Source organism: Nocardioides sp. (assembly GCF_036374615.1).
GTDB lineage: Bacteria > Actinomycetota > Actinomycetes > Propionibacteriales > Nocardioidaceae > Nocardioides.
Map to the genome: position 1 here is coordinate 1 of NZ_DASUTK010000158.1, position 10,740 is coordinate 10,740.

The 10,740-nt window shown below is 70.2% G+C and carries 13 protein-coding genes; 9 read left to right on the plus strand and 4 right to left on the minus strand.

Annotation, left to right across the window (positions count from 1 at the left end; all coding sequences use genetic code 11):
• The coding region (uvrB, locus tag VFZ39_RS12210; protein ID WP_330866039.1) for an excinuclease ABC subunit UvrB at positions 1 to 1,895 on the plus strand (1,895 nt) is incomplete at its 5' end.
• A gap of 144 nt (positions 1,896 to 2,039) precedes the next feature.
• Here uvrB and VFZ39_RS12215 read toward each other — a convergent pair.
• Positions 2,040 to 2,645, minus strand: a complete 606-nt coding sequence (locus tag VFZ39_RS12215; RefSeq protein WP_330866040.1) for a DUF1707 domain-containing protein — start codon at positions 2,643 to 2,645, stop codon at positions 2,040 to 2,042.
• Between the two features lie 22 nt (positions 2,646 to 2,667).
• Between VFZ39_RS12215 and VFZ39_RS12220 the strand changes: the two genes are divergently transcribed.
• Positions 2,668 to 3,273: a DUF6624 domain-containing protein gene (locus tag VFZ39_RS12220; protein ID WP_330866041.1), complete on the plus strand. Its 606-nt coding sequence runs from the start codon at positions 2,668 to 2,670 to the stop codon at positions 3,271 to 3,273.
• An 18-nt stretch (positions 3,274 to 3,291) separates the two neighbouring features.
• Here the strand turns inward: VFZ39_RS12220 and VFZ39_RS12225 are convergent, their stop codons facing one another.
• Positions 3,292 to 3,981: a potassium channel family protein gene (locus VFZ39_RS12225; RefSeq protein ID WP_330866042.1), complete on the minus strand. Its 690-nt coding sequence runs from the start codon at positions 3,979 to 3,981 to the stop codon at positions 3,292 to 3,294.
• A gap of 77 nt (positions 3,982 to 4,058) precedes the next feature.
• On the opposite strand from VFZ39_RS12225, the gene VFZ39_RS12230 reads away from it, so the two are divergent.
• The 5 genes from VFZ39_RS12230 to VFZ39_RS12250 all read left to right on the plus strand — a co-directional run bounded on the left by VFZ39_RS12230 (position 4,059) and on the right by VFZ39_RS12250 (position 8,434).
• A complete protein-coding gene (locus VFZ39_RS12230; RefSeq protein WP_330866043.1) occupies positions 4,059 to 5,030 on the plus strand; it encodes an NAD(P)/FAD-dependent oxidoreductase in 972 nt (323 codons plus the stop codon).
• A gap of 42 nt (positions 5,031 to 5,072) precedes the next feature.
• The gene (locus VFZ39_RS12235) at positions 5,073 to 5,270 is read left to right on the plus strand and encodes a ferredoxin (RefSeq protein WP_330866044.1); all 198 of its coding nucleotides are present in this window, start codon (positions 5,073 to 5,075) and stop codon (positions 5,268 to 5,270) included.
• A 108-nt stretch (positions 5,271 to 5,378) separates the two neighbouring features.
• Entirely contained in the window at positions 5,379 to 6,623 is a 1,245-nt protein-coding gene (locus VFZ39_RS12240; protein ID WP_330866045.1) for a glycosyltransferase family 4 protein, read from the plus strand.
• Positions 6,610 to 7,344, plus strand: a complete 735-nt coding sequence (locus tag VFZ39_RS12245) for a class I SAM-dependent methyltransferase (protein ID WP_330866046.1) — start codon at positions 6,610 to 6,612, stop codon at positions 7,342 to 7,344. The genes VFZ39_RS12240 and VFZ39_RS12245 overlap by 14 nt, the downstream gene beginning before the upstream one ends.
• Positions 7,334 to 8,434: a prenyltransferase gene (locus VFZ39_RS12250; RefSeq protein WP_330866047.1), complete on the plus strand. Its 1,101-nt coding sequence runs from the start codon at positions 7,334 to 7,336 to the stop codon at positions 8,432 to 8,434. Before VFZ39_RS12245 ends, VFZ39_RS12250 begins: the two co-directional genes overlap by 11 nt.
• Here VFZ39_RS12250 and VFZ39_RS12255 read toward each other — a convergent pair.
• Positions 8,405 to 9,049, minus strand: a complete 645-nt coding sequence (locus VFZ39_RS12255; protein WP_330866051.1) for a class I SAM-dependent methyltransferase — start codon at positions 9,047 to 9,049, stop codon at positions 8,405 to 8,407. The two genes, VFZ39_RS12250 and VFZ39_RS12255, sit on opposite strands and share 30 nt — an antisense overlap.
• A 23-nt stretch (positions 9,050 to 9,072) precedes the next feature.
• Complete coding sequence (locus VFZ39_RS12260; protein WP_330866048.1) at positions 9,073 to 9,513, minus strand: OsmC family peroxiredoxin; 441 nt, start codon at positions 9,511 to 9,513, stop codon at positions 9,073 to 9,075.
• Between the two features lie 120 nt (positions 9,514 to 9,633).
• Between VFZ39_RS12260 and VFZ39_RS12265 the strand changes: the two genes are divergently transcribed.
• Both VFZ39_RS12265 and VFZ39_RS12270 read left to right on the plus strand, forming a co-directional pair.
• Complete coding sequence (locus tag VFZ39_RS12265) at positions 9,634 to 10,017, plus strand: VOC family protein (protein ID WP_330866049.1); 384 nt, start codon at positions 9,634 to 9,636, stop codon at positions 10,015 to 10,017.
• Positions 10,018 to 10,019: 2 nt separating this feature from the next.
• Entirely contained in the window at positions 10,020 to 10,610 is a 591-nt protein-coding gene (locus VFZ39_RS12270; protein WP_330866050.1) for a DinB family protein, read from the plus strand.
• The last annotated feature ends 130 nt before the right edge of the window (positions 10,611 to 10,740 follow it).

The window sequence follows — 10,740 nt, forward strand, 5'->3', positions numbered from 1 at the left end:
CCCTCGCCGCCCAGTTCGCCAACGAGCTGCGACAGCTGTTCCCCGACAACGCCGTCGAGTACTTCGTCAGCTACTACGACTACTACCAGCCCGAGGCCTACGTCCCGCAGACGGACACCTACATCGAGAAGGACTCCTCGATCAACGAGGAGGTCGAGCGGCTCCGCCACTCGGCCACCAACAGCCTGCTGACCCGTCGCGACGTGATCGTGGTCTCGACCGTCTCGTGCATCTACGGCCTCGGCACCCCGCAGGAGTACGTCGACCGGATGCTGCGGCTGCGCGTCGGCGACGAGCACGACCGCGACTCGGTCCTTCGCCGCCTCGTGGAGATCCAGTACACACGCAACGACATGTCGTTCACGCGCGGCACGTTCCGGGTCCGCGGCGACACCCTCGAGATCTTCCCGGTCTACGAGGAGCTCGCGGTCCGCATCGAGTTCTTCGGCGACGAGATCGAGCGGCTGATGACGCTGCACCCGGTGACCGGAGAGGTGATCACCGACGACAAGGAGCTCTACGTCTTCCCGGCCACCCACTACGTCGCCGGGCCGCAGCGGATGGAGCGGGCCATCCGCGGCATCGAGGCCGAGCTCGAGGAGCAGCTCGCCTCCTTCGAGCGGCAGGGCAAGCTGCTCGAGGCACAACGGCTGCGGATGCGCACGACGTACGACATCGAGATGATGCGTCAGGTCGGGTCGTGCTCCGGCATCGAGAACTACTCGATGCACATCGACGGCCGGTCGCCCGGCTCCGCGCCGAACTGTCTGCTCGACTACTTCCCCGAGGACTTCGTGCTCGTGATCGACGAGTCGCACGTGGCGGTGCCGCAGATCGGTGGCATGTACGAAGGGGACATGTCGCGCAAGCGCAACCTGGTCGACCACGGCTTCCGGCTGCCGAGCGCGATGGACAACCGGCCGTTGCGGTGGGAGGAGTTCCTCGAGCGGATCGGGCAGACGATCTACCTGTCGGCCACCCCGGGTGACTACGAGCTCGACAAGGTCGGCGGTGACACCGTCGAGCAGATCATCCGGCCGACCGGCCTCGTCGACCCCGAGGTGGTCGTGAAGTCCACGAAGGGCCAGATCGACGACCTGATCAGCGAGATCAACGCGCGCGTCGAGAAGAACGAGCGGGTGCTGGTCACCACGCTGACGAAGAAGATGTCGGAGGACCTCACCGACTACCTGCTCGACGCCGGGGTGCGCACCCGTTACCTCCACTCCGAGGTCGACACCCTGAAGCGGATCGAGCTGCTGCGCGACCTCCGCCTCGGCGAGTACGACGTGCTGGTCGGCATCAACCTGCTGCGGGAGGGCCTGGACCTGCCCGAGGTGTCACTGGTCTCGATCCTCGACGCCGACAAGGAGGGGTTCCTGCGGTCTGACAAGTCACTCATCCAGACGATCGGCCGCGCCGCCCGGAACGTCTCGGGCCAGGTTCACATGTACGCCGACTCGATCACTCCGTCGATGGCGGCCGCGATCGACGAGACCAACCGGCGCCGGGCCAAGCAGGTCGCGTACAACAAGGAGCACGGCGTCGACCCGCAGCCGCTGCGCAAGAAGATCGCCGACATCACCGAGATGCTGGCGCGCGAGGACGAGAACACCCAGGCGCTGCTCGAGACCTGGCAGCACCTCGACGCGCGGCGTCGATCGGAGGGGGCGAAGAAGGCGCCGGTCCCGGGCCTCTCCAAGCTGCGCGGCGACGGCCATCACCCCGACCTCGCCGGCCTGCCCAGCACCGAGCTGGCCGAGCTGATCCAGGAGCTCACCGAGCAGATGCGAGCCGCGGCCGCCGAGCTCCAGTTCGAGGTCGCGGCCCGGCTGCGCGACGAGATCGGCGATCTCAAGAAAGAGCTCCGCCAGATGATGGAAGCGACCCGGTGAACGCCCGGGCCGCACGCTGGCGGCGTTCTCGTCGGTCGACGGCCAACCCCGGGCCGCCTTCCCTCCTCGGCCTTGCCATCGCACGACCCGGACGCCCACCGGGCCACATCGACTGAACGTCGAGCTGGGCCCTGGCCAGGGAAGCTAGGCCTGTTCAGGCGGCGGCCGGTCGATCTGGCGATGCTTCTGCTGCTCGAGTGCGCGTCGCTTCGCTTCCTTCGCCAACGCCTTCTCGTGCTTGGCAATGATCTTGCGGCGGTTCGACTCGATCATGTCCTTGCGCTGCACCATGGTGCCGATGAGGGGGACGGCGGTGCCGGCCATCGGGAACAGCGGCCAGGGGAACCCGCCCAGGTTCGTGGCCAGCCACACGACCCAGCAGATCATCGAGACCGTCACCCACATCGTGAAGGCCTCGCGCCGGCTCTTCTCCCAGCGCCGCACCGCCTCCGCCTGCACCCGCTCCGACGTCAGCGGGGGGATCGAGGTGAGAGCTGCCATCGACGTCGGCCCCACGTTCGACGGCGGCACCAGGTCGGCCAGGAACGCCGGCAGCTCCCCGAGGTTGCGGGCAGCCTGCACGGCCGACGTGCGCTCGTCGAACTCGGTGGCGTCGATCCGCCCCTCGGCGTACGCGTCACCCAGCGCGCGCAGGACCACGTCGCGGTCGGCGTCGGCGGCGCGCATCGACGCGTACGCCGGGGAGCGCGGATCGTGCGCGAACTGCCGCCAGATCTCGGGTGAGGTCACCGGAGCATCGTAGGCTGCGTGGGTGAACGTCGAGCGAGCCCGGGCGGCGTTGGTCGCAGCGATGCTGGGGGTCCTGGTCGCGCTGGTCGGCTGCAGTGGCTCCGACGACGACCGACCCGCGACCGACCCCGGTTCGACGCCCTCCCCTGCCGGGCCGGTCGAGTTCGACCAGGCACTCGCCGACGAGCTGGTCGCGATGCAGGCGGCCGACCAGGAGGGCTCAGGACTCCACGAGGACCGGCAGGCGAGGCTGGCCGAGATCTTCGACGAGCACGGCTGGCCCGGCCACGACCTGGTCGGAGAGGAGGGCTCGACGGCCGCCTGGGTGATCGCCCAGCACTCCGACCTCGACCTCGCGTTCCAGGAGCGGGCGCTCGAGCTGCTCAGCGAGGCGGTGGACGCCGACAACGCCTCCGCCGGTGATCTCGCCTACCTGACCGACCGCGTCGCAGTCGCGAAGGGAGAGCCGCAGACGTACGGCACGCAGATCCGGTGCGACCGCAAGAAGCCGGTGCCACCGACGCCGATCGCCGACCCGGATGCCGTCGACGAGCTCCGGGCCGAGGCAGGACTGGAGCCGATGCGGGCCTACCTCAGGGAGATGAAGAAGATCTGCAAGCAGGTCTGAGACGCGTCCCGTCTGCCGTCACTGCTCGTCCTCGAGCTCGGGCTTGATCACCGTCAGCCCGACCATCCGTGCCACCACGAGGGCGACGTACATGACGCCGGCCACCTGCTCGACGATCACGATCGAGCGGGCGTGTGGCGTCACCGGCACGATGTCGGAGAGGCCGACGCTCGTGAGGGTCGTGAAGGAGAGGTAGAGGAGCTCGAAGAACGAGCGGTCCACGGGGCCGTACGAGTCGGGCCAGAGCACCTGCACCGCCAGGTGGAGGTAGGCGAAGCCCCAGGCCACGACGGTGAACGCCGCACCCGTCGCGAAGAGCTCGTCGCGCGTGACCTTCTTGTCGTGGAAGAGGTAGCGGATCATCCCGTAGGAGACGTAGAAGTAGAACGGCGCGTGCAGCAGCGCGGAGCCCAGCAGGACCACGTCGCTCTCGGGCCACACGACCTCGAGCACGTTGAACAGCACCGCCGGCGCGCCGAGGACGAGTGCGACCCAGGCGAGGGCCGGAGTGCGACGTACGGCGTACAGCGCGACCAGCACCAGCACCGTGCTCATCGCTCCGAGCGCCGCCCGGCCCGGGATCGAGCTGCCGGTGAAGGGGTAGAGGAGCACCGCGAGCAGCTGGCCCGTCAGCAGCACGCCCGAGGGGTGACCCCGCAGGGTCCGCACCAGCCTGGTCTGGGGCGCAGTCCGCGGGCTCCTGTCCACGGTCCGCATCGTAGGCGCCGGGCAACGCGCCCGGCTGAACGGTTGAGTCGGCCGCGTCGGACAGACAGGATCACTTCGTGGCCCACGAGACCGACGTACTGATCATCGGAGCGGGCCCGACCGGCCTCTTCGCCGCCTACTACGCGGGATTCCGAGGTCTGCGGGTCGCCGTCGTCGACTCGCTGCCCGAGCTGGGCGGGCAGATCACGGCCATGTATCCCGAGAAGGCGATCCTGGACGTGGCGGGGTTCCCGAGCATCAAGGGCCGCGAGCTCGTGGAGGGGCTGGTCGAGCAGGCGTCGACGGCGCGTCCCGAGTACTTCCTGGACCGCACCGCCCAGACCCTCCGCCACAACGACGACTCCGTGACGATCGGCCTCGACGACGGCACGGAGATCACGGCCGGCGCGGTCATCATCACCGCGGGCATCGGCAAGTTCAGTCCTCGTCCCCTGCCGGCGGGCGACGGATGGCTGGGCCGCGGCATGGAGTTCTTCGTCCCGTCCTTCCAGCCGTACGCCGGCAAGGACGTCGTGATCGTCGGCGGCGGCGACAGCGCGTTCGACTGGGCGCAGCACCTCGAGCCGGTCGCCCGGACGGTGACGCTGGTGCACCGCCGTGACGCGTTCCGGGCGCACGAGCGCACCGTCCAAGCGGTCAGGGCCTCCTCGGTGGAGATCATCACGCGGGCCCAGGTCACCGCGCTGCGCGGTGACGACACGCTCGCGGAGGTCGAGATCACCGTCGACGGGCAGGAGCCGGTGGTGAAGCCGGCGCAGGCGCTGGTCGCCGCCCTGGGGTTCATCGCCGACCTCGGCCCCCTCCAGGCATGGGGGATCGAGGTCGAGAAGCGCCACGTGGTCGTGTCAGCCTCGATGCAGACCTCGCTGCCGCGGGTCTTCGCGGCCGGCGACATCACCGAGTACCACGGAAAGGTGCGGCTGATCGCCGTCGGCTTCGGCGAGGCTGCGACAGCCGTGAACAACGCGGCCGTGGCGATCGACCCCTCGGCGCACGTGTTCCCCGGTCACTCCAGCGAGACAAGCTGAAGGCTGGGACGATCGCATGACGACGGTAGGAAGGGGATGAGCATGCGGGTGAAGGTGGACTTCGACAAGTGTGACTCCAACGGGCTCTGCGAGGCCTTGGCTCCCGAGGTCTTCTGGCTCGATGACGACGACTACCTCCAGCTCCACAAGGAGGAGGTCGCTCCCGACGAGGAGGCGCACGTGCGGCGCGCGGCTGCTGCGTGCCCGACGCAGGCCATCACGCTGCTCGAGGACGACTGACCCGGCCGCGGCAGTGTGCCCTTGGACACCCTGGGCACCATCCCCGGCGCGGCTGCCTCACAATGGGTCACCGTCGCCGGGAGATTCACTGGGAGAAGGGGGAGCCGCGTGCGCGTCGCACTGCTGTCCTACCGCAGCAAGCCGCACTGCGGCGGCCAGGGCGTCTACGTCCGACACCTGAGCAGGGAGCTGGTCCGACTCGGCCACACCGTGGAAGTGTTCTCGGGTCCGCCGTACCCGGAGCTCGACGAGGGTGTGTCGCTCACTCGCGTCCCCAGTCTCGACCTCTACCGCGAGCCTGACCCCTTCCGCATCCCGAGGCTCCGCGAGTTCCGCGACCTGGTCGACGTCGAGGAGTTCCTGACCATGTGCGCGGCCGGGTTCCCCGAGCCCAAGACGTTCAGCACGCGCGTCGCGCGAGTGCTCGCCGAACGCGTCGACGACTTCGACGTCGTCCACGACAACCAGGTCCTCGGCTACGGGATCCTCGACGTCGAGCGGAAGCTCGGCCTGCCGGTGGTGACCACGATCCACCACCCGATCACGTTCGACCGGCGGATCGACCTCGCCGCCGCGACCAGCCGGCGCCAGCGGTTGACGCTCCGCCGCTGGTACGGCTTCCTCAGGATGCAGGGCAAGGTGGCTCGCCAGGCGCGGCTGATCCTCACCCCCTCGGACGCCTCGCGGCGCGACATCGCCACCGACTTCGCAGTCGACGCAGGTCGGATGCGCACCATCCGGCTCGGTGTGGACGACGGCTTCGTCCCCCCGACCGAGCCGCGGGTCCCTGGTCGGATCCTGGCGATGGCCAGCGCCGACGCACCCATGAAGGGGATCGCGACGCTGCTGGAGGCGTTCGCCAAGCTCCGGGTCGAGCGTCCTCATCTCGAGCTGGTGCTGGTCACGCGACCCGTCGGCGGCGGCCGGACCGAGCGGCTGATCGACCAGCTCGGGCTCGAGGGAGCGGTTCGGTTCGTCGACGGACTGACCGACGCCGAGCTGGTCGGACTGATGGGCTCGGCCGAGCTGGCCTGTGTGCCGTCGCTCTACGAGGGCTTCAGCCTCCCGACCGCGGAGCTGATGGCGTGCGCCACACCCCTCGTCGTGTCGCGCGCAGGCGCGATCCCCGAGGTGGTGGGAGCCGACGGCGACTGCGCGGACCTGGTCGAGCCCGGCGACGTCGGCGAGCTGGTCCAGGCGATCGAGGCGCTGCTGGACGACCCCGACCGCCGGGAGCGCATGGGTGCGGCAGGCCGCCGACGGGTGCTCGAGCACTTCAGCTGGCGTGCGGTCGCGCAGGCGACGGCCGCGGCGTACGAGGAGGCCTCGAAGGAGTTCCATGCTGACCGTTGACTTCGACCGGCTCGGGCTTCGTCCCGGGGAGCGCGTGCTCGACCTGGGCTGCGGCGCCGGCCGCCACGCGTTCGAGATGTACCGCCGGGGCGCGGACGTGATCGCCTTCGACCAGGACCCCGACGAGCTGGCCGGGGTGCGCGAGCTCTTCGCCGCGATGCGTGATGCCGGCGAGGTCCCCGAAGGTGCCGAGGCCGACGTCAAGGAGGGCGACGCCCTCGCGCTGCCGTTCGCCGACGGCGAGTTCGACAGGGTGGTCGCCGCCGAGATCCTCGAGCACATCCCCGACGACCTCGGTGCGCTCGCCGAGCTGGTGCGGGTGACCCGGCCGGGCGGCACCGTCGCCCTGACCGTGCCGCGGTGGTTCCCGGAGCTCGTCAACTGGAAGCTGTCGCGCGAGTACCACGAGGTGCCCGGTGGTCACATCCGGATCTACACCGACGCCGAGCTGATCGCGAAGGCCGAGCGCGCCGGGCTGGTGCTGACCGGTCGCGACTACGCGCACGGGCTGCACTCGCCGTACTGGTGGATCAAGTGTGCCGTGGGCGTCACCAACGACGACCACCCGCTCGCCACGGCGTACCACCGGCTGCTGGTGTGGGAGATCATGAAGCAGCCTCGCGTGCTGCGCTGGGCCGGCCGGGTGCTCGACCCGCTGATCGGCAAGTCGCTCGTCCTGTACTTCCGGCGGCCCGAATCGCAGCGACCCGATGCCGGCTGACGTCCCGAGCCTCGACGGGCTGCTGACAGCCGCCGACGTCCGGATGACGGCGCGCGCCATCGCCTCCGAGCAGGAGCCGTCAGGCGCGATCCCATGGCGGACCGGGGAGCACACCGACGTGTGGAACCACGTCGAGGCGGCGATGGCGCTGCTGGCGGCGGGTGAGGTCAAGGCCGCCGAACGCGCCTATGCCTGGGTGTCGACCGTGCAGCGCAAGGACGGCTCCGTACCGCTCAAGATCGTGCACGGCGAGGTCGAGGACGCGAGTGGCGAGACCAACATGTCGTCGTACCTCGCGGTCGGCGTGTGGCACCACTGGCTGGTGCGGCGCGACCGCGAGCTGGTACGCCGGTTGTGGCCGGTGGTCCGGCGTGGGCTGGACTTCGCCGTCTCGATGCAGCTGCCCTGGGGCGGGGTCGCGTGGTCCCAGGAGTGGCACGACGGCCGACCGGCGACGGTCAACGGCGAGGCGCTGCTGGCGGGGTCGTCGAGCATCCACCACTCGCTCCGAGCCGGCGTGGCGCTCGCGGAGCTGATGGGCGACCCGCAGCCCGAGTGGGAGCTCGCCGGTGGTCGGCTCGCGCACGCCATCCGCGAGCACCCGGACCGGTTCCTCGACAAGTCGGAGTTCTCGATGGACTGGTACTACCCGGTCCTGGGCGGCGTCGTGCGAGGCGACGCCGGCCGCGCCCTGATCGAGAGCCGGTGGGAGACGTTCGTCGAGCCGGGCCTCGGGATCCGTTGCGTCAGTCGGAACCCCTGGGTCACCGGTGCCGAGACGTGCGAGCTGGTGCTGGCGCTGGACGCCCTCGGCGACCGCGATCGCGCGGCGCTGCTGCTCGCGGACGTCCAGCACCTGCGCCACGAGGACGGGTCGTACTGGACCGGGCTCGTCTTCCCCGAGAACGTCCACTGGCCCGACGAGCGGACGACATACACCGCGGCGGCGGTGATCCTCGCGGTCGACGCGCTCTCTGAGACAACTCCCGGCGCGACCATCATGCGCGGGACCACGCTGCCGGCACCGTTCGCCGAGATCGGGCTCCAGTGCGGGTGCGAGTCAGCCGACCGGCTCTCCGGCCGTCCCTGAGATCCGCTCCAGGACCCGCATCGAACCGAGTGCCTCCACCTCCGCGAAGGCCCCGCTGGCGAGTGCGCGCAGGAAGATCTCGTACGGCGGCTGGCCGCCGTCGGCCGGGTCAGGGAACACGTCGTGGATCACCAGCAGTCCGCCGGGCATCACCCACGGTGCCCACCCGCTGTAGTCCGCGTGCGCCGGCTCCTCGCCGTGACCGCCGTCGATGAACAGCAGTGATAGCGGCGTCCGCCAGTGCCGGCTCACGGACACGGAGTCGCCGACGACCGCCACGACGACGTCCTCGAGGCCGGCGTCGTGGATCGTCCGCCGGAAGACCGGCAGCGTGTCCATCAGTCCGACCCGGGGGTCGACGAGGGTCGGGTCGTGGTGCTCCCAGCCTGTCTGGTTCTCCTCGCTCCCGCGGTGGTGGTCGACGGTGAAGACCGCGCCACCCACCTCCCGGGCGGCCGCGGCGAGGTAGATCGCGGACTTGCCGCAGTACGTGCCGACCTCCAGGACCGGGCCGTGAGCGAGCCGCTCGAGCGCACGGCGGTGGAGCAGCAGCCCCTCGTCGTCCGGCATGAACCCCCGGGCGCGACGAGCGTGCTGCAGGAGGTCCTCGGGCATCACGCCGAGGAGGCTACGCGCGCTCAGCTCTTGACCGCTGCGTCCAGCGTGATGTCGACCGCGGCCAGTGCCTTGCTGATGGGGCAGGTCGTCTTGGCGTTCTCGGCAGCCTCGAGGAACCCGGCCTCGTCGAGGCCCTCCACCTCGCCGCGCACGGTGAGCGCGATCCCGGTCACCATCAACCCACCCGCCGGATCCTTGTCGAGGCTCACGTCGGCGGTGACATCGAGCGAACGCGGCGTACCGCCACCACGTCCGATGACGCCCGACAGCTGCATCGCGTAACAGGAGGCGTGAGCGGCGGCGACCAGCTCCTCCGGGCTCGTGGTGCCGTCGGCCGAGTCGGCCGTGCGCTTCGGGAACGAGACGTCGAATGCACCAGCGCCCGAGCTCGTGAGCTCGACGCGGCCGGTGCCGTCCATCAGGCCGCCGGTCCAGGCGGTGTGTGCGCTGCGAGTCGCCATGAGTGGTCCTTTCGTGAGGGTGAATCCCCAACCTACTGGGCACCTCACGAAGGACGTCTCGCCCCACGGCCCGCACGGAATCCGGTTGCCGGTGTCGGTGGCGGCTGGAACGGTGGCGCTATGGCCTCCCGAACCTCGAACTTCTGCATCGACGCCCACGACCCCGCCGCGCAGGCGCGTTGGTGGGGGCAGGTGCTGACGGACTTCACGCTGCCGTCCGCGGAGGACCAGGCGGAGTGGGACGACGAGTGCTGGCTCGAGGGTCCGGATGACCGGGAGATGATCTTCCTCAAGGTCCCGGAGCCGAAGACCGTGAAGAACCGCATGCACGTCTGCATCCGGCCCACGGATCGGTCCCGGGAGGAGGAGGTCGACCGGCTGCTCGGGCTCGGCGCGACGATGGTCGACGACCGGCGTGCGGCCCCGGACCGCGGGTGGGCGGTGCTGGGCGACCCCGAGGGCAACGAGTTCTGCGTGCTGGCGCCGGCCCGGGCAGGGGAGTGACCGTGGCCGAGACCCAGAAGGAGATCCTGGTCCGCTACCTCCAGTCCGCCCGCGAGGCGCTGCTCTGGAAGCTCGACGGCCTCGGTGAGTACGACGTCCGCCGGCCGATCACGCCCACCGGCACCAACCTGCTCGGCCTGGTCAAGCACGTCGCCAGCGTCGAGCTCGGCTACTTCGTGTCCTGCTTCGGCCGCGAGCTCCCCGTCCCGCTGCCCTGGCTCGAGGATGACGCCGAGATCAACGCCGACATGTGGGCGACCCCCGACGAGTCGCGCGAGGACATCGTCGGGCTCTACCACCTGTCGTGGGAGGCGTCCGGGCGGACGTTCGACGAGCTCGAGCTGGAGAGCGAGGGGGAGGTGCCCTGGTGGCGCCCGGGGCAACGCACCGTGACGCTCCAGCAGCTGCTGGTCCACATGATCGCCGAGACCAACCGGCACGCGGGCCACGCCGACATCGTCCGCGAGACCATCGACGGTGCGGCCGGGCTGCGGGCAGGGGTCAGCAACCTCCCCGACGAGGGCTTCGACTGGCCGTCGTACGTGGATCGGGTCGAGTCGGCTGCCCGGACCTTCCGGGCCTCCGACGGCTAGGTGTTCTGACCGAAACGATCACCGGTGGATGAGGCGCTGTACGGGCTCGTGGGACCGGTCGTCCGTTCGCGACCCCTCGCCCTCCCCGCGCTCGGCGAAGCGGGCCCTCGACCCTGCGACTGCGCACACG

Coding starts and splice junctions, on each gene's coding strand:
- VFZ39_RS12265 (WP_330866049.1), top strand. CDS start 9,634: ATGGCCTCCCGAACCTCGAACTTCTGCATCGACGCCCACGACCCCGCC.
- VFZ39_RS12260 (WP_330866048.1), bottom strand. CDS start 9,513: ATGGCGACTCGCAGCGCACACACCGCCTGGACCGGCGGCCTGATGGAC.
- VFZ39_RS12245 (WP_330866046.1), top strand. CDS start 6,610: ATGCTGACCGTTGACTTCGACCGGCTCGGGCTTCGTCCCGGGGAGCGC.
- VFZ39_RS12255 (WP_330866051.1), bottom strand. CDS start 9,049: ATGCCCGAGGACCTCCTGCAGCACGCTCGTCGCGCCCGGGGGTTCATG.
- VFZ39_RS12250 (WP_330866047.1), top strand. CDS start 7,334: ATGCCGGCTGACGTCCCGAGCCTCGACGGGCTGCTGACAGCCGCCGAC.
- VFZ39_RS12235 (WP_330866044.1), top strand. CDS start 5,073: ATGCGGGTGAAGGTGGACTTCGACAAGTGTGACTCCAACGGGCTCTGC.